Origin of the sequence: Chryseobacterium sp. MDT2-18 (assembly GCF_030815285.1) — a bacterium.
Lineage (GTDB): Bacteria > Bacteroidota > Bacteroidia > Flavobacteriales > Weeksellaceae > Kaistella > Kaistella salivictor.
Genome location: NZ_JAUSWQ010000012.1, coordinates 18,538 through 36,844 on the forward strand (window position 1 = coordinate 18,538; position 18,307 = coordinate 36,844).

Annotated in this window: 18 protein-coding genes and 1 tRNA gene; 9 read left to right on the forward strand and 10 right to left on the reverse strand. The window is 36.8% G+C overall.

Annotated elements, in window-relative coordinates; genetic code table 11:
* Positions 1 to 25: 25 nt before the first annotated feature.
* The gene (locus QF004_RS11840; protein WP_307426572.1) at positions 26 to 1,933 is read left to right on the forward strand and encodes a TonB-dependent siderophore receptor; all 1,908 of its coding nucleotides are present in this window, start codon (positions 26 to 28) and stop codon (positions 1,931 to 1,933) included.
* Between the two features lie 295 nt (positions 1,934 to 2,228).
* Here QF004_RS11840 and QF004_RS11845 read toward each other — a convergent pair whose 3' ends face one another.
* Both QF004_RS11845 and QF004_RS11850 read right to left on the reverse strand, forming a co-directional pair.
* Positions 2,229 to 3,650, reverse strand: coding sequence for a CCA tRNA nucleotidyltransferase (locus tag QF004_RS11845; protein ID WP_133439661.1), 1,422 nt, complete (start codon positions 3,648 to 3,650; stop codon positions 2,229 to 2,231).
* 117 nt (positions 3,651 to 3,767) lie between these two features.
* Entirely contained in the window at positions 3,768 to 4,019 is a 252-nt protein-coding gene (locus QF004_RS11850; protein WP_133439660.1) for a hypothetical protein, read from the reverse strand.
* A gap of 201 nt (positions 4,020 to 4,220) precedes the next feature.
* On the opposite strand from QF004_RS11850, the gene QF004_RS11855 reads away from it, so the two are divergent.
* Genes QF004_RS11855 through QF004_RS11870 form a run of 4 tightly spaced genes read left to right on the forward strand, consistent with a single transcriptional unit; the run spans position 4,221 to position 8,002 of the window.
* On the forward strand, positions 4,221 to 4,679 hold the full coding sequence (locus tag QF004_RS11855) for a GtrA family protein (protein ID WP_133439659.1): 459 nt from the start codon (positions 4,221 to 4,223) through the stop codon (positions 4,677 to 4,679).
* A 58-nt stretch (positions 4,680 to 4,737) separates the two neighbouring features.
* Positions 4,738 to 5,463, forward strand: coding sequence for a 1-acyl-sn-glycerol-3-phosphate acyltransferase (locus QF004_RS11860; RefSeq protein ID WP_133439658.1), 726 nt, complete (start codon positions 4,738 to 4,740; stop codon positions 5,461 to 5,463).
* A gap of 42 nt (positions 5,464 to 5,505) precedes the next feature.
* Complete coding sequence (locus QF004_RS11865) at positions 5,506 to 6,960, forward strand: MFS transporter (protein WP_133439657.1); 1,455 nt, start codon at positions 5,506 to 5,508, stop codon at positions 6,958 to 6,960.
* Positions 6,950 to 8,002 carry a DUF3810 domain-containing protein gene (locus QF004_RS11870; RefSeq protein ID WP_307426577.1) on the forward strand — a complete coding sequence of 351 codons (1,053 nt, stop codon included), beginning with the start codon at positions 6,950 to 6,952 and terminating at the stop codon, positions 8,000 to 8,002. The genes QF004_RS11865 and QF004_RS11870 overlap by 11 nt, the downstream gene beginning before the upstream one ends.
* 387 nt (positions 8,003 to 8,389) lie before the next feature.
* On the opposite strand, the gene QF004_RS11875 is transcribed toward QF004_RS11870, so the two are convergent.
* From QF004_RS11875 to greA, 7 genes are all read right to left on the reverse strand, one after another.
* Positions 8,390 to 8,463 (reverse strand) — tRNA-Met (locus QF004_RS11875).
* Positions 8,464 to 8,510: 47 nt separating this feature from the next.
* Positions 8,511 to 9,794 carry a TlpA disulfide reductase family protein gene (locus tag QF004_RS11880; RefSeq protein ID WP_133439655.1) on the reverse strand — a complete coding sequence of 428 codons (1,284 nt, stop codon included), beginning with the start codon at positions 9,792 to 9,794 and terminating at the stop codon, positions 8,511 to 8,513.
* A gap of 60 nt (positions 9,795 to 9,854) precedes the next feature.
* Positions 9,855 to 10,076 (reverse strand): signal peptidase, encoded by a 222-nt coding sequence (locus tag QF004_RS11885; protein ID WP_246012472.1) that lies wholly within the window; start codon positions 10,074 to 10,076, stop codon positions 9,855 to 9,857.
* 20 nt (positions 10,077 to 10,096) lie between these two features.
* Complete coding sequence (locus tag QF004_RS11890) at positions 10,097 to 12,082, reverse strand: T9SS type A sorting domain-containing protein (protein WP_307426580.1); 1,986 nt, start codon at positions 12,080 to 12,082, stop codon at positions 10,097 to 10,099.
* A 108-nt stretch (positions 12,083 to 12,190) separates the two neighbouring features.
* A complete protein-coding gene (clpX, locus tag QF004_RS11895; RefSeq protein ID WP_133439653.1) occupies positions 12,191 to 13,372 on the reverse strand; it encodes an ATP-dependent Clp protease ATP-binding subunit ClpX in 1,182 nt (393 codons plus the stop codon).
* Positions 13,373 to 13,444: 72 nt separating this feature from the next.
* The gene (locus QF004_RS11900) at positions 13,445 to 13,834 is read right to left on the reverse strand and encodes an HIT family protein (protein ID WP_133439652.1); all 390 of its coding nucleotides are present in this window, start codon (positions 13,832 to 13,834) and stop codon (positions 13,445 to 13,447) included.
* A gap of 137 nt (positions 13,835 to 13,971) precedes the next feature.
* Positions 13,972 to 14,445, reverse strand: coding sequence for a transcription elongation factor GreA (gene greA, locus QF004_RS11905; RefSeq protein ID WP_133439651.1), 474 nt, complete (start codon positions 14,443 to 14,445; stop codon positions 13,972 to 13,974).
* 96 nt (positions 14,446 to 14,541) lie between these two features.
* Between greA and QF004_RS11910 the strand changes: the two genes are divergently transcribed.
* The 4 genes from QF004_RS11910 (at position 14,542) to QF004_RS11925 (ending at position 16,838) form a co-directional block, all read left to right on the forward strand.
* Positions 14,542 to 14,991: a hypothetical protein gene (locus QF004_RS11910; RefSeq protein WP_133439650.1), complete on the forward strand. Its 450-nt coding sequence runs from the start codon at positions 14,542 to 14,544 to the stop codon at positions 14,989 to 14,991.
* A 27-nt stretch (positions 14,992 to 15,018) separates the two neighbouring features.
* Positions 15,019 to 15,468: a D-aminoacyl-tRNA deacylase gene (dtd, locus tag QF004_RS11915; RefSeq protein ID WP_133439649.1), complete on the forward strand. Its 450-nt coding sequence runs from the start codon at positions 15,019 to 15,021 to the stop codon at positions 15,466 to 15,468.
* A gap of 68 nt (positions 15,469 to 15,536) precedes the next feature.
* Entirely contained in the window at positions 15,537 to 16,043 is a 507-nt protein-coding gene (locus QF004_RS11920) for a hypothetical protein (protein WP_307426587.1), read from the forward strand.
* Positions 16,044 to 16,055: 12 nt separating this feature from the next.
* The gene (locus tag QF004_RS11925) at positions 16,056 to 16,838 is read left to right on the forward strand and encodes an alpha/beta fold hydrolase (RefSeq protein ID WP_133439647.1); all 783 of its coding nucleotides are present in this window, start codon (positions 16,056 to 16,058) and stop codon (positions 16,836 to 16,838) included.
* Here the strand turns inward: QF004_RS11925 and QF004_RS11930 are convergent.
* Positions 16,835 to 17,842: a bifunctional oligoribonuclease/PAP phosphatase NrnA gene (locus QF004_RS11930; RefSeq protein WP_307426590.1), complete on the reverse strand. Its 1,008-nt coding sequence runs from the start codon at positions 17,840 to 17,842 to the stop codon at positions 16,835 to 16,837. The two genes, QF004_RS11925 and QF004_RS11930, sit on opposite strands and share 4 nt — an antisense overlap.
* Positions 17,843 to 18,307: the final 465 nt, after the last annotated feature.

Here is an 18,307-nt window from a genome sequence, read left to right on the forward strand (position 1 = left end):
GTCATCTTTAACCTAATTATTTTTTATGAACAAAAAATTAATCCTGGTTGGAGCAATGCTTGTCGTAAGTTCAAACATTATTGCCCAACAGGAAACCACGATCGATGAAGTAACAATCGCTTCAAAAACACCACAACAACTTTACAAAACCGGAAAAAATGTAAAACTGATTTCCCAGGAGGATCTTCAGAAATACAAAGGTCAAAATGTAAACGATGTCCTCGACCAAGTAGCCGGAATTCAAATTACAGGAAATTTCAACAACGCTCAGGAGCCAAAATCAATGAAAATCCGCGGTGGGAAAAGCGCCAATGTTTTAATTTTAATTGATGGAATCCCTTTGAAAGACGTTACAGGAAATGATTACAACGCGGCTGACCTTCGGCTTTTGTCTTTAGAAAATGTAGAAAGCATCGAGGTTTTAAATGGAGCATCTTCTGTGTTGTACGGTTCAAATGCTACGGTTTCGGTCATCAATATTAAAACTAAATTTTCTTCGGTGGACAAAATTCAGGGAACTTTAGGCGCAAGAGCCGGTTCTTATGATACGTTTGCGCAAAACTTGGGACTGCGCGGAAAACTCAGTCAGTTCAATTATCAGATTTCCGGATTCAATGAAAAATCCGAAGGTTTTTCTTCTGCTACCGGCGAAAATTTCGATAAAGACGGTTTCGAAAAACAAAATATTAATGCCAATTTTGGCTTTAAAACTGATAATTTCACGATTAATTTGAATGGAGGATGGAATCATCATTTGTTCGATTATGATGAAGGCGCTTTCACCGATGGAAAATACCGGGGAAATGATGAGCAGAGTTATGCCGGAGCAAATGCAAACTTTAAATACAACAAAGGTGAAATCACCTTCAATACAAGGTTTTCCGGAAATGAAAGATTAGGACAGAACTTTGTTTCAAACGGTTACCAGGACCAATTCAGTTATTCTGGAAGAACTTTTTTCTCAGAACTTTTTAATCATTATACCTTTTCTGATCACTTCAGTTTTATTGTAGGACTACAATATGAGACACAAAAATTGGGCGCAAAATCTCTTCCATGGGGTGGAAATTCGATGCAGGATGATTTGATTATGAACGATACCAAACTCAATAATTTTGATGTTTTCGCAACGGCAAACATCAATTATGAAGGTTTAAATCTTGATCTTGGAAGCAGAATGACCGATCATTCCAAATTTGGAAATCATTTCGTGTACAACATCAATCCGTTTTATCTGCATGAAATGGAAAGCACCTATTTCAAAGTAGGATATTCCTTTGCGACCGCTTTTATTGCCCCAACTCTTTACCAGAACTACGGTTCGCTTCCTTACACTTTACCGAATTCTGACCTGAAACCTGAACTCAACTCTTCACACGAAATCGATCTGAGTTTCGGAAAAAAAGACAGAAGTCTGAATGTTACCGCAAGCCTTTTCCAAAGACAGGAAAAAGAAGCTTTTGCTTATCAAACAGTTGATTTTGTTACCTATGCAGGGCAATTTAAAAATGTAGGAGACAATAAAGTAAAAGGTTTTGAAATCGCCGCAGATTATCGTTTCAGCGAAATGTTTAAACTGGGCGGAAATTTCAGTTTCGTGGAAAAAGAAAAAGAAGAAACCATGCTCCGTCAACCGAAACAAAGGGTAAATTCTTATCTTGAAGTATCACCTTTTTCGACCACAAAAATTAATTTCGCTCATCAATTTGTATCGAAAAGAGCTGATGCTTATTACGACGCTACTACTTTTTCCAACAAAAATGTAGAGTTAGAAAGTTTCAATTTATTTAACCTCAATATCAATCAGAATATCATTAAAAACGTTGATGCTTTTGTAAATATCGGCAATCTTTTTAATACTTCTTATGTTGATGTTATTGGTTTTAATACCACGGGAAGAAATTATACCGTTGGTGCTCAATATCAATTTTAAACAGATAAAAGACCTCAATCAACTTTGCCAAAGTTTCGAACTTTGGCAAAGTTTAATACCATCCTAAAAAATTGAAAATCCAAATTTCCCATCTCTAAAGGGAGTTGGATTTTCAATTTTCAAAGAGGTCAATGTTTTTATTTAGAGCCCAAGTCTTTTTGTTGATAACTTCATGAGAGAATTTTCCACCCTGTAGGGCTGGGGGAAGAAAATTATCGGACTAAAAAACAGTTCTACAAACTTTACCACAGATTTTAAACTTTGGCAAAGTTTTTTTTGTTTTTACAAAGAGAATTTATTGCAGAATTAATCCTAATAATTCCCCTTCGCGAATCACGAAACTTTTCGCTTCTTCTTTATCGTTTCCGATTTCGCCTTCCAGAATGGCTTCTTTCACTTTCTCTTTTAAAATCCCAATTTCTCTGCCGGGCTGTATGTTGAACATTTCCATAATTTCCTCGCCTGAAATGGGTGGCTGAAAATTCCGAACCTGATCTTTTTCTTCAACTTCTTTAATTTTCAAAGCAACATATTCGAAATTCTTTTTAAACTTTGCCTGTTTTGAAGAATTCTTGGTCGTAATATCGGCTTTGTTCAGAATAAATAAATCTTCCAGATCTTCGCCGGCATCAAACAAAAGTCTACGCAGCGCCGAATCAGAAGTTCCATCATCCACCAGCGCAATGGGTCTGGAGGATAACTTCACTAATTTCTGAACATATTTCATGTCGGCTCCGAGCGGAAGTTTTAACCGGTAAAAAATATTTTTCACCATTTTTGATCCTAAGAATTCGTGGCCGTGAAAAGTCCAGCCCGTTCCGTCAACAAATTTTTTGGTTGGCGCTTTTCCGATATCGTGGAGCAATGCTGCCCAGCGAAGCCAAAGATTTCCTGTATTCTGGCAAATGTTGTCAACGACTTCCAGCGTATGCCAGAAATTGTCTTTGTGCGTTTGTCCTTCTACTTCTTCAATTCCTTTCAATGCGGTAAGTTCAGGAATGATGAGTTGCATTAGACCGGTTTGTTCCATTAATTTCAACCCCAGAGAAGGTTTTTCGGAAAGCATAATTTTATTGAATTCCACCATGATGCGTTCCAGCGAAACAATTCTTATTCTTTCTGCTTCCTGCTGAATGGCTTTCAGAGAATTTTCTTCAATTTTGAAATTTAAGGTGGATGCAAACCGAATCGCGCGCATCATCCGCAAAGGATCGTCTGAGTACGTTTGGCTGGGTTCAAGGGGAGTACGGAGGATTTTTTTCTTAATATCATTAATTCCGTCAAAAGGATCGATCAGGTCACCGAAGTTTTCTTTATTTAAAGAAATCGCCAAGGCATTAATGGTAAAATCCCTGCGTTTCTGGTCGTCTTCCAAAGTCCCGGTTTCTACAGAAGGCTTTCGGGAATGCTCAGCATAACTTTCTTTGCGGGCACCTACGAATTCCAAATCCAGTCCTTCATGTTTGAACATTGCAGTGCCGTAATTTTTGAATACAGAAACTTTCAGTTTGGGATTAATTTCGTGTGCAACAGCTTTTGCTAAATCGATTCCGTTGCTTTCTGTAACAAAATCAATGTCAGTGGGTGTTTTTCTTTTCATCAATAAATCCCGCACATAACCGCCAACAATAAAAACCGTTTGGTTGTTTTTCCCGGCAACTTCTGAAATAATTTTAAAGAGTTTCAGATTTTTATTTTGATTGAGATTGATGTTCATAGCTATTCTTCGACAATTTCTGCAAAGATAAAGCTTCTGATTTAATCAGCCGGTATTGAAGAACTACGGCAGATTCAAAAAAAGTGATCACCGGTAAAAAACCGCAGTATTGAGGGGTTAATCTACCGTTGGGGAATTATTTAAAAGCCAGTCATCAATTTCTTCTTCTAAATATTCGGTCTGTAATTTTATCGCTTCCATAAAATCATCGGGTATGTTGGCTGTGTCGGTATTTTCCAGATTCCATAATTCGTCAGACATCAGTTCGTACTCGGAATATATTCTTTTGAATCGGGGGCTGTTTTTCTCTAATTCCTCAATTTTCTTTTGTTGAGGCGTAAATTTTCGGTAAGGTCTTTGTGTGGTCATGTTTTTTCGTGATTAAATTTTTGACTGGTTTATAAAACTTACTTCTGGTCTCAGACTCCATTAACTCATTAAAAATGAAAAAGTTACATTCACACATCTCTCTTTCACAAAATAAAAGTAAACAATATATCAAAGCGAAAAAATATTTTAACAAGTTTTTCTGATTGTTTAACATATAGTTTTAAATTTGCAACAATTAATATGAAGGAACTTTTACTCAAACAAAAACAAGTATTACTTTTCGTGATCGCGGGAGGGCTCAGTGCTGTCATAGAAATCGGTTCATTTAAAATATTCAGCGTATATCTGCCGTTGATTTTTTCCGGAGAAAATAATTATTACGGGATCCATTTCCCACTAAGCAATATATTTTCAACGAGTTGCGGAATTATCACTAATTATTTCCTGAGCATCTGGTTTGTTTTTGAGCGCGGCAAACATTCAAAACGCAAGGAATTTGCTTACTTTATGTTTGTTTCTTTTTTCTCAACTTTGCTGAGTTTAACTTTCTTCCAGCTTTTCTTTAGATTTGCGTTCAAAGAGAATATCGATGTAGGATTCTTCGTTATCAGCCAGGCGGTTATAAGTAAAACAGCAGCGATTCTGTTGGTTTCTGTCTTGAATTACTCGGTGAAGAAAAAAGTGATTTTCAATGGTTAATCATTAGAGTAATGAATAGCCCTTCTGTAATTTACCTAAAAAGTAATTTTCAAAGTACATGACAAAAGTTTTGAATTATATCTGGCGAGGCTGGATGGTGATTTTAGGAGCCGTCCTGACCCCGATTCTGGGCATCCCTGTGTTGCTGTTCTCCATTAAAAAAGAACATTATCCGTATGCCTATTTTTTTATCCGTTTATGGTGTTTCGGGATGTTTTACGGAATGGGATTCCGCTATGAGCTGATCAACCTCACCGATAAAAAGATGGATAAAAATCGACCGTATGTTTTTGTCTCCAACCACACCTCTATTATGGATGTGATGCTGCCGTGTATTCTGATGCCGCACCATCCGCTGTGTTATGTCGGGAAAAAGGAATTGGTGAAGATTCCGATTTTTGGAACGATTTATAAAAGGATTTGTGTGATGGTCGACCGGTCTTCTGCCCGCAGCCGTGCAGATGTGTACCGCCGTTGCGCAGAAAGAATGGAAGAAGGACAAAGCATTGTCATCTTTCCGGAGGGCGGGGTACCCGATGACACTTCGGTACTGCTGGATTCTTTTAAAGATGGTGCTTTTACACTTTCATCGAAACATCAGTCCCCGATTGCCGTATTCACATTTGTTGGTTTAAAGGAGATGTTTCCTTTCAATTATGGAAAAGGGCATCCGGGAAAAGTGAAAGTTTATTTCAATGATGTATTGGAACCCAATCAGTCTGCGGAATTGCTAAAAGCAGAAGCACACCAAAAGATCAAAAACATTTTGAAAAGCTCAGTTTGAGAAATTAAAATAGCTATATTTGTTTTTAAGAAATAAATAAATATGTCGACAAATTCTAATTATTCTAAACAAACCAATTGGGGGCAATTTGTACCTTTGGTAACTGTATTTTTCTTTTGGGGATTCGTTGCGGCGAGCAACGATATTTTGATCCCCGTATTTAAAAAAGCATTTAATCTTTCCCAAGGTCAAAGTCAGCTGGTTTCGGTGGCATTTTATGTCGCATATACAGTGGGATCACTGATTTATATGTTTATTTCTAAAGCCATAAAACAGGATGTAGTTAATAAAATCGGATATAAAAACGGTTTGATCTTAGGACTTCTCATCTCAGCATCGGGAACCTTACTGTTTTATCCGGCAGCAAATCTGGGTTCTTTTCCTTTAATGATTACAGGGTTATTTATTTTGGGACTGGGCTTTTCGCTACAACAGATTGTGGCCAACCCGCTGGCAATTGAAATTGGACCGACTGAAACGGGATCACAACGCCTTACCATGGCGGGAGGAATTAATAATTTGGGAACAACGATTGGACCATTAATCGTCGCATTTGCTATTTTCGGTTCGGCGACCGCTTCTAATACGGAAGCGAGTATAGAATCTGTAAAAATCCCTTATATGGTTCTGGGAGGCGCGTTCATTCTGGTCGCAATTTTATTGAAATTCTCATCACTTCCACAAATTACACCAACGATTACAGAAGATACAGACGATGTTGTTCCTGGTGAGCACAGAGATTCTGCTTTGAAATATCCGCAACTGGTATTAGGAATGATTGCCATTTTCGTCTATGTCGGCGTAGAAGTATCTACCGCAAGTAATTTGCCGGCCTACATGGAAAACTCACTAGGTTTTTCAACCAAAGATATTGCTCCGTACGTTTCCTTATACTGGGCATCTTTAATGATTGGCCGATGGACCGGTGCAGTTGAAGCGTTTGACATCACATCAGGTTCAAAAAAGATCTTAAGATTTTTAGCTCCCTATTTAGCATTTGGTGTTTTCCTTTTGGTCAATGCAATTGCACAGCATGATTTATCCCATTTCTATATTTATGGTGTGATTATTCTGGTAATGATTGCGTGCGATATCTTAAGCAAAGGAAATCCTGCAAGAATGCTGCTGATCTTTTCATCAATGGGAATACTGTCCTTAATCACCGGAATGATGACCACGGGAATGATCTCTGTATATGCCTTCACCAGTGTTGGATTATTTTGCTCCACCCTTTGGCCATGCATCTTTGCTTTGGCAATTAATGGATTGGGAAAACACACCAACCAAGGTTCTGGTTTTTTAATTATGATGATTATGGGTGGCGGTATCGTTTCCTGGCTGCAAGGAATGCTTGCTGATTACACGAATATTCACTTCAGTTATATCGTAGGTGTTATTTGCTTTGCCTATCTTGTATTCTATGCTTTGCGGGTAACGAAAATACTGAAAGAGCAGGGAATCAGTCTGGATCAAGTTCAAAAAGAAAATGCTCATTAAAGAGGGTCATATCTACAATAAAAAAAGATTTTGGGCAGGTGTATTACTTGCCCAATTTGTTTTGTTTTTAATTCTTTCAAAAATCGATTTTGCCGTCGGTATTTTTGAAAGAATTTTTGAATTTCAGAAAAGAATTCATCAACACATCTTTTCTATAATCCCTTTTTCTGTCGGTGATATTTTCTATATTTTCTTATTGGCGATTTTTCTTTTTTTCATTTTTAAAATTATAAAAAAAAGAAGCCGGAAAAGATATTCTTTAAATTTATTAATTCTTCTTAACATTCTGTATTTCACCTATCAGATTTTTTGGGGAATGCTTTACTTCCAGAAACCGCTCTTAGAAAAATTACCGGAAAAAGAGATCAATATCGAGGACGTAAAAACCCTCAGCTTAGAATATCTTGAACGCTGCAAAAAAACAAGAACGCTGGTACAAGAAGATCAGAATGGAGTTTTCATTGTTTCAAACAATTTGCCTGTTAAAGAGGAAATACTGAAGAATCAGACTCAACTCCCCGCTTATTTAAATAACAAGAAAGGGACACGGACCCGGGCTTTCAAATCGAGTTTATTTAAACCGGTCATGAGCTATACCGGGATCTTAGGATACTACAATCCGTTTACAGCTGAAGCGCAGTATAACGCTGCCCTGCCCTCTACTTATATTCCTTTCACGCTGTCACATGAGAGCGCCCATCAATTGGGCTACGCAAGAGAACAGGAGGCCAATTTCATCGGTTTTTTAATTGGCAGGGATTCGAAAAATGCAGATCTAAAATACAGTACCGAATATTTTGTTTTGAAATCTTTGCTTAATTATCTGGCAGAACATGACCGGAAATTTGCTGAAACCATATTAGAAAACTATTCTATTGGAATGAAACGTGACCGGATTGCAGAAAAACTTTTCGTTAAAAAGCACGAAGGACTTTTTAATGTATTTTTCGGATTCACCAATGATCTATTTCTGAAAAGCAACCAACAGGAAGGCAGCATAACCTATTCCTATTTCATCGATCTGCTTATCCGGTATCAGTAAGTGACAAAAAAAAAGAATCGCACCTTACGATGCGATTCTAAAAACACAAATGATGAAAAAAAATTTATGCTTTCAATCTGGCTGACGCCATCTTTAAAGCGATGTAAATGTAGAAATAAATTTTGTAATAACAAAGTTATTTCTGAGGATAATTAGTTAAAATTAACTTACAAAACCTGAAGTTATTCTTTCGGTACCACTCCTTTTTGACCGTCCTGATTATGACAGTTAAAATGAACTTTTATTGAAGTATCCGGAAAGCCTAACGGCAATAAAAAAAATGAAGGTGGTAACGGAGATTCCGTATTTTAAATTTCATTTTTAACACGGAACTCAGCAGAATTTACACAAAAATAAAAGTCCAGTAAAAATACTGGACCTTTTTTGTAGCGAAGACGGGAATTGAACCCGTGACCTCAGGGTTATGAATCCTGCGCTCTAACCAACTGAGCTACCTCGCCGTTTTTGAGTGGTGCAAATATAAAAATATTTTACGAGGTAGCAAAAATTAATTTAACTTTAAATAAGAAATTACATCTGCAGCATGATCCGGCTTGGCAATAATTTTATTGTGACCATCCAATATATAATAGCTAGGAGTTGCGTGGACATTATAAGTGTCTGAGAATGAACTATTCCAACCTTTCAATTCAGAATCATTAATCCAGGGAAGCATTTTAGCTTTATTTTCGTACGCCAGGGCATCACTGTCCAAAGAAAAAGCGATAACTTCTCCCTTCAACCCTTTAATTGCGCTATATTTCTCGATAATCTTGGGTAATTCTGCTTCGCAATGGGAGCATGTTGAAGCCCAGAAAACAATAATTTTCTTATCCGCCTTTACATCATAAATGGATTTGGCTTTGGTATTCGATGCTCTATTGAAAACATAATTGGGAAATGTTGCTCCAATTTCTGTATTAATATTTGTTTCAATAGTATTCTTTAATCTTTCGTTAATTGTACATTTCAAATTCTTCGCTTCGGTAAGGTATTTGTCTTTTAAATCCTGCATTGCATAAGTATCAAAAATCTCAATAAGTTCAGAAAGAACTGTTTGTCCGCGGGGCGTTTCTACATTTACGGCCTTTAACATCTTATCTACATCTGCAGATAGGCTGGCACTGGAACCGGCATTTAAATAAGCAACCAGAATAGGCCTCAATAAAGATGAACTCTCCAGCAATTCATTTGATTTTGTCAAAAAATCGATAATTTGGTCATGAGTAACAGCGCTCTTATTGGCATTTTTTTCCAAAAACTTATTATAGTTGCTTCCGTAATATGCTACAAACGGGAACTTGCTAAGATCTGGCGCAGCATTGGAGAGACGGAGAACTTCATTGTTGAGGGCCGTGGCAAAATCACTCTTAGTTTTGTAATACTCTTTAATTTGATATAAGGCCGGCAAAATATATTCTTTCTTTTTCTGAATATCCTGCATTTGATCCATCACATAATTTGCTTCGTCTATATAATCAATATTCACGATTTTATCTTTCTCAGTTTCAAATTTCATTTTAACATCCTTATTTTCTGAGATAAAATTAATGGATGCGTTCGTCTCCGGGAAATACAGCTTCATCATCCCGGAATAGGGTTTACTGACATTGATCTGCCATGAATTGCCTTTCTTTATCTCCTTGCTGTTCAGGACATCTTTGGAACCATTCAGCGTATAGAGATACACTTCTTTGGGAGTAAAGGAAGATGGGACTTCTACATTGATTTTAAACTGCGCTTCATAAGAATTTACAGCCAACAAACTCAAGATAAATATTACTTTTTTCATAATGTAAATATAAAAAAAAACTCATTGTAAATTCAATGAGTTCTTTGTATTGTTAAAAGGTTATACTATTTGTTTTCTGTGTACTCTTTTAGCATAAAGAACAATAAATAAAATCGCTGCTGCTGCTAAAATAAAAATGTACATATCGATTGGTGCTGCCGCTGTTTCGGGGGTTGTTCCTCCAGTACCGCCACCTGGTGGAGGTGGTGTCTGGGCATTTAATAAAAAACTGCCAAGCAAAATAAAAGCGGTTACGAATGTCTTAACTATATTTTTCATCATCTTGTGTAATTTGTGTTGTATTATCTTAGGATTTTGGTTACTACTTTCTCACCTTTCTCTGAAGTGATCTGTACTATATAACCCGCAGAAGTTCTTTGAAGAGGCAATTCATAACGACCTGCCGCTGAAACCTTAGAAGCATCATGTACAAGTTTTCCACTCATATCATACACTTGAATATCTGCATTTTTCCATGTTTTATCAAAGATTACAAAATAGTTGTCATTCTCTGGACTGAAGACTACAATGGTGCTGCTTTTTTTCAAACTGGTATCCGTACCCAACGCAATGCTTTGGGGCTTACCATAATAAATATTATATTCTACCCCATTTTGATAATTTCCCGGAACGCTGTTTACGATTGCATTCTGTATGATGGGGTGCGCTGTGGATTCGGTTTCTTTTCTATAATAAAAGCCCTCTCCCTGCGATAATAAATGAGTTGCGTCATTAACCAACTCAGCATTTTCTCTAATTTCAAATTTGAAACTTACAATATTTGAATTGTAATTCACCAGTTTAATATTTTTCCCTTTGAAATCATTTTCGTTTGCTTCGTTAAGATACAGCCAGTAGGAAACATTATTGTTATCATATCCACCATTGATTGGATCCTCTTCAAAAGTGCCAAAAAGTTGATCGCCCTGCGCTCCAATCTGAGCTTTTACCTGGGTGGAATTACCTGATACAGTCGTCTCTCCTACAACATAATAAGTTCTTTCAACTTCATTACCATTTGCATCTAGACCAATAATACCAAGCTGCTTAACCGTAGAGGTATTACCTGCTCCTTTTGCCGCCGTAACAGTGTATGGTGTAGTTACTGATCTTGGATGATATTTAAACCTTCTCAAGGTAGAAAAATCGAGAATGGGCTTAGCTGTATTGTCATTTAATTTTATAACAAAAGTACCCATTGGGCGAATAACCTGGTAATCTACATCACCAGTTGCAACTCCTGTATTAAAGGTTATTGCTTTATATGAAGTTGATCCACCAACTTCATTGGGCTTAAATTGCACTCCTGAAACCTCTAATCGCACTCCGTAAATATTGCTGAGATTGTTACCGTCACCATTCGCTTCGGCGATAGCGATCTGAGACAAATCTAAATTAGTCAGATAAGGATTGCCAAACTGATAAATGTTTTTACCAAAATCACCATTCCATGCTGTACCGCCACTGGCAATATGGAACCCATCCTGTAAATAGGTATTATATCTTCCACCGTATTCGTTGATTCCGCTTCCACCAACACCGAAGAACATACCATCTCCTGCGTTTTCGAGTGTTATTTTTTTATCGGCATCAAGAACATCTGCAACCGGTCTACCTTTTAAAGTTCTTGTGAGTGAAGAAACATCCAATGCTTTTCCTCCTAAACTAAAATAGGTAAACGCTTTTGTATCTTCACCAAGTTTAAAACTCAAATTGGGTAGGTTATCAAATACAACTCTACTGTTGTTCCAACGTAAAATTTCATTTTCTGATCTTCTTACCGTATTAAAAAATTTTCCTAATTCGGAATTTAAAGTTGACGCTGATTTACTGTAAAATGGCATACCTATCTGCTGGTAAGCACCATGACTTACCTGCCGATATTCCTGATCAACAATACCTTTAATATTACTTTGAATGATACCAGAAATAAATAACTGCCCATAGGTGTAAACGGGCGGCGTAGTGGGATTAATAGAATTAGTTGATGCATAGGCAGTTGGCTCATTCAATTTATTAATAAAGTTACCTCCTCCATTCGTTTCAACTTTATCCGCCCCAGCAGCATCGATTGTTTTAAAAACATCTGTCGTACCGTTTCCAACTACCATAACGTTTCCGTGGTTTTCGAAAACAGCATTTCCTTTCATCTGAAGACCACCGCCATTATAAAACAACGAACCTTTACCGACGTAGAGAACCCCGTCAGTGTCTACATGGCAAACAATTTGGGCTCCGAGAGTTACGCTCAACGCCAAAAAGCCTATCATAAATAGATTTTTTTTCATTTCAATTTGTGTTTTGTGTTTGTGTTTGTGTTTTGTACTTTCTTAAAAAAGAATGCCTTACAAAGATAATTAATTTTTGTAAGGCATCATCAGAATGTTCTCAAAAAGCTAAAAAAGGGTGTTTTCACGGTCTATTACCACTTTTTTCTGAGCAGCAATATTGAACATGTAATCTTCCAGCACTTTTTCAGTAGTCCCACGAAGTCCTCGTGCTCCCAGACCTTTTTCCATTGTTTCTTCTACAATACTTTCAAGGCCCTCATCTGTGAATTCCAACTGGACTCCATCCATTTTAAACAGTTCTACAAACTGATTCACAATTGAGTTCTTAGGCTCTTTCATAATCCGAATCATCGTTTCTTTGGTTAATTTATCCAAATAGGTAATGATCGGAAATCTTCCTAAAAGTTCAGGAATCAGACCGAACTTCCGTAGATCAATGGCATTCAGTTGGCTTAAGATATATTCTTCCTCCTCTATTTTATTTAGCTTTTCTGCACTGAAACCGATAGCCTGCTTATTCAACCTGCGCTCGATAATTTCTTTGATCCCATCAAAAGCACCCCCGGCAATAAACAGAATATTCTGGGTATTAACCTGGATGTATTTTTGATCAGGATGTTTTCTACCTCCCTGCGGGGGAACATTGACGATGCTTCCTTCTAATAATTTTAGTAAACCCTGTTGCACTCCTTCACCGGAAACATCTCTGGTAATACTTGGATTATCAGATTTACGAGCAATTTTATCGATCTCATCAATAAAAACGATTCCTTTCTCTGCTTTTTCTACGTCATAATCAGCTACCATTAAAAGTCGTGATAAAATACTTTCAACATCTTCTCCTACATAACCGGCCTCTGTAAGAATAGTTGCATCTACAATACAGAAAGGCACATTCAATTCTCTTGCAATCGACTTTGCCAAAAGCGTTTTTCCCGTACCTGTTTCACCGATCATGATGACATTTGATTTTTCGATTTCCACCTCGCGGTTTTCATCTTTTGCATGCAATAACCTTTTATAATGATTATAGACTGCGACCGACAACTGCTTTTTTGCCTGATCCTGTCCAATCACATATTGATCAAGAAATTCTTTTATTTCTTTCGGCTTTTTTAAATCCTCTATCTTTTCTGTAGAAACAGAACCAGCTGCTGTGCTGGTTTCCTTTACGATGCCGTGTGCCTGTTCGATGCATTCTTCACAAATAAAACCGTTATTTCCAGAAATTAGCATTTGCACTTCATTTCGTTTTTTTCCACAAAAAGAACATTGGTTTGAATTCATATAAATTTTATAATTAAGAATAAGTTTAAAAAAAACTTTGTCAAAGTTCAATACTCTGACAAAAGTTGGTGTTTAAGAATTAATGATATGCTGTTGGGCTTCCCGATACTCTTCATCAGAAAATTTCAATCTTACATTTTTGAAGTTCATATCTTCCATTTTAGTAATCGGAATCAGATGAATGTGGGCGTGGGGAACTTCTAATCCGACCACCGCAACGGCGACTCGGCGCTCGGGGTATGCTTTCGCCATTTTTTTCGCAACATGCTGTGCAAAACTCCACAGGTTTTTGAAATCGTCATTTTCCATATCAAAAATAAGATCTATCTCCTGCTTGGGAATGACCAGACAATGGCCTTTAACCAAAGGCATCGAATCAAGAAAAGCCAGATGCTTTTCATCTTCTGCAATCGTGTAAGACGGAATTTCGCCCTGTACAATTTTTGTAAAAATAGAAGCCATGATGATTGTATTTAATTAAAAACCCACGCATATGCGAGGGTACAAAATTACAAAATGTTAATAAAGAAGATGTTAAAAATTTGGTAATTTTTTAAAACATCCCGGTAACATCATATTTTACAACTCCTTGTTATTAATTATCCCAAATAGATTTCTAATACTTCAAAAGATAGTTTATTACCGTTTGGCAAAAGAATTTCAGCATTATCGCCTACTACTTTCCCTAATAAACCTTTCGCAATAGGAGTATTCACTGAAATTTTCCCCAATTTCAAATCGCTTTCATTATCGGGAACCAAAGTGAATTTCTGCTCTCCTTTGGTGGTATTATTTTTAAGACGTACGGTCGTCAGAATCGAAACTTTTGAAGTATCCAGTTGCGTTTCATCGATTACCTTTCCGTTTACAATAAGGTTCTTGAGTTTAGAAATTTTCATCTCCAACATTCCCTGCGCTTCTTTCGCAGCATCGTATTCTGCATTTTCAGAAAGATCGCCCTTATCTCTGGCCTCAGCAATTTGTGCGGTGATTTTTGGTCTTTCAATGGTTTCCAGTTGCTCCAGTTCAGCTTTCATTTTATCCAATCCTACTTTGGTGACGTAACTTGCCATAATATCTAATATTTAACGTTAGTATAAAAAAATAATCCGACATTTGTCGGACAAGTTTTTGTGTGTTTGTTTCACAAAGATATAAATATATTTTAAATGAAAAGAAATATCTTCAACGTCTTTTTTTCTGTAATTTTAATTTTTGTCATTTTAAATTTCACCTCCTGCAGCAACCGCGAAGAAACGGTAAGCTGTTTCCCGAAGACCCCGATCAATGTAGTACTCAACCTGAACCTTCCCACCTATTTTACGCTGCAAAATGTTGGCGGATGGATGTACATCAATGAACAGCAATCCGGAACCCGTGGTCTGATTGTCGTAAGAACAACCAACGGATTCAAAGTATTCGACCGGAATGCTCCGCATATCTGCCCCGATTCCAACACCACTTTGAGTGTGGAGAATGAAATCAAAATTGTTTGTCCAAAAGATGGTGCAGAATGGATTACGATTACCGGTGAACCAACGAAAATATCACAGGTTCCACCCAAAACTTATCCTTACAGTTTCGATACCTACACCAAAACTTTATCTGTTTATTATTAATCAAAATTTCAAGTTTATCTTTTAAATATGAAAGCAGTAATCCAAAGAGTTTCTGAAGCGAATGTAAAAGTTGATGGTAAAATAGTCGGCGAAATTTCTGCTGGCTTACTTTTATTAATAGGAGTTGACGAAGAAGATGAACAAACCGATGCAGACTGGCTCATTCAGAAAATATTAAATTTAAGAATTTTCGGTGACGAAGAAGGAAAACTCAATTTATCTATTTTGAATATTTCCGGTGAAATCCTTTGCATCAGCCAGTTTACGTTAATCGCAGATTATAAAAAAGGAAACCGGCCGTCTTTCATCAAAGCAGCAAAACCCGAAAAAGCGATTCCTTTATTTGACTATTTTAAAACGGAGATTGCAAAATCAAATTTAAAAATCGAAAGCGGAATTTTCGGTGCAGACATGAAAGTCTCTTTATTAAACGACGGCCCCGTAACGATTGTGATGGATTCTAAAACCAAACTTTAAAATAAAATTTCTTCAACTTTAAAAACAACTCTTATTTTTAATTAAATTTGAGCATCTTATTATTAAAAATGAAGAAAACCATCCTGATTATTTCCGCGGCAACCCTTTTTTCCTGCTCAAAAAAAGGGAATGAAAACACGGCTGTCATTTCTCCGGAAGCCAAAAAAATAGAATCCATTAATATTGAACGTCAAAAACTGAATGACCGTATTGCGATTCGAAATCAACAAAATATTTTCAGGGATTTGAGCGGCACGCATAAGCTGAAATTTACTTCAGATGAAACCTCAGCTCTTTTCGGAACGGCAGATTTCAAAAAAACGGGCAGGGATTTATATACCGTATCCGGAAATGCCCAATCAGGAAAAAACACATTAGAAATAAAAGGAACGGTAAAAAGAGTTTCAGAAAAACACCTTAATTTTGAAGGGGTGATTACTCAAAAAATCAATGGAACTGTTTTTAAAAGAACTTCAAAGACCACTTTTCTGGACGAAGGAAAAGGGAAATTCTGGCGTTTACAGAATAAAATAAATGGTTCGGGATTTGTTGATTATATTGATATCTATTTTTAAAAATAAGCTATTATGTTAAATTACGAAATATCCGGCAGCGGAAAAGAACCTCTCGTTTTACTTCATGGTTTTATGGAAAACCTGTCTATTTGGGATGATATGGACACTTACCTTTCGGAGAAATTCATTTTAATTAAAATTGATCTGCCGGGACATGGCTTGTCTAAAGTCTATGACCACGTGCACACCATGGAACTTATGGCGAAAGAAGTAAAAAAAGTGACAGATTATTTAAACATCGGCAATTTTCATTTGCTTGGTCATTCGATGGGTGGCTATGTGTCGCTGGCTTTTGCCGAGAAATTCCCCGGGCTTCTGAAAAGCCTCACTTTATTTTTCTCTTCCTATTTCGCTGATGATGCCGAGAAAAAAGAACAAAGACAGAAAAGCTTAAGAATTATCAAAGAAGCATTTCCCGCTTACGTAAATGCCGGCGTTCCGAATTTATTTAATCCCAATGAAAAAGATTTTCTGGAAGCTAAAATAGACCACGCCAAAAAAATCGCACTTTCTACTAAAAATGATGGCGTTTTGGCCGCGGTGAAAGGAATGATTGAAAGAACAAATAAAATGACTGTTCTCGAAAATTTCGACGGTAAAATTTTGGTCATCGCCGGAAAACACGACGGCGCGGTACAAACAGATTTGATTCTCAAGCATCTGCCGGATCAAACTAACATTAAATCCTACCTGCTGGATTGCGGTCATAACGGCCATTGGGAAAAACCAAGTATCTGTGCAGAAATAATCAATACAGAATTGCTACACCATCTTCCAAAAAATCTACTGTTTTAGAAATCTTCCTGCTCGATTTTCTCTTTGAAATCTACGATCGTTTCTTCGATGGTTTTCATGTACTTTCCACCGGCAGCGTTGATGTGGCCACCTCCATTGAAATATTTTCTAGAAAACTGATTGACATCAACATCTTCTTTGGAACGGAAAGATATTTTGATAAAATCATCGTATAAATCTTCCATAAAAAACGCTGCAACCTGAGTTCCCATAATACTCAAGCCATAATTGACGAAACCTTCGGTATCTCCTTTTTGAAAACCGAATTCTTTTAATTCTTCACGTTTTAGCCAGAGTATCGCTACTTTTCCATCTTTCACGACTTCTATTCTGCTTAAAATCAAAGCCAGAAGGTGCAGTCGGGAAACGGTATTCGTATCCCAGGTATTTGACGTAATCATCGCAGGATCGGCTCCTTTTTCAATTAAATTGGCGACGATTCTGTGTGTTGTGGCACTGGTCGAGCGGAACCGGAATCCACCGGTATCGGTCATAATTCCTGTATAAAGACATTCTGCAATATCTTTGTTGACCAAATTTTCTTCATTCAGTTCCTGTATAAAATGATAAATCATTTGCGACGTTGCCGGAACCGTAACATCCGAATATACATAATCGAAAGGATCAGGCTGCTGATGATGATCGATCAATATTTTTTTAGCTCTGGCTTTTTCGAGCCAGGGCCCAACCAAATTTCCACTTCGGTGAGATGCATTAAAATCCAAGACAAAAATGACATCTGCATTGTAAATCGCTTCTCCGGCTTGCTTCCTTTTGTAATCAGCAATAATGATCTGTTTCGCTTCCGGCATCCATTTCAGAAATTTAGGAAAATCATTGGGAACAATTACATCGGCCTCTAAACCCTTTTGTTTTAAAAAATGTTTCAATCCCAAACTGGATCCAACTGCATCACCATCAGGATTATAATGGGTAATAATAACGATTTTATGATTGGGTGTTAAAAGCTTTTGAATCTCTGAAATTTCGGATGAAGTAAACATGTATTTGGATATTTTTTAAGAAGAGCAAAGATAGGGTTTGTTTTTATTTTATTTCCATAAAAACTTCTTCAGAAAACAGCAATCTTGATTATAGCCTTATAAAACAAATCACATATAACACTGATTAAATGATGAAAACGCTCTCTAATCTCCATCAAAAATTTATTTATAAAATCATTTGCAACTTATTTTTTGTTTGCGAAGAATATCGCCCACCAGCTGATGATTAGACCAGAAACACATCACCAGAAATATTCCCGTAAACCCGCCAAGGATTTTATGAAGACCAAAACCGAAAATGTTTCTTGTGAAAAGTATTAAAATAAAACAGGAGAAGAACCTGCAACGCTTCTGTTCGCCCGCTCCTATTTTCTTTTTAATTTATTTAAAATATTGCTTGCAGTAAATAAAAAGTTTCCTATATTTGCAATCTGAAAAATAAGATATAGTTTTTTACTTAAAAAT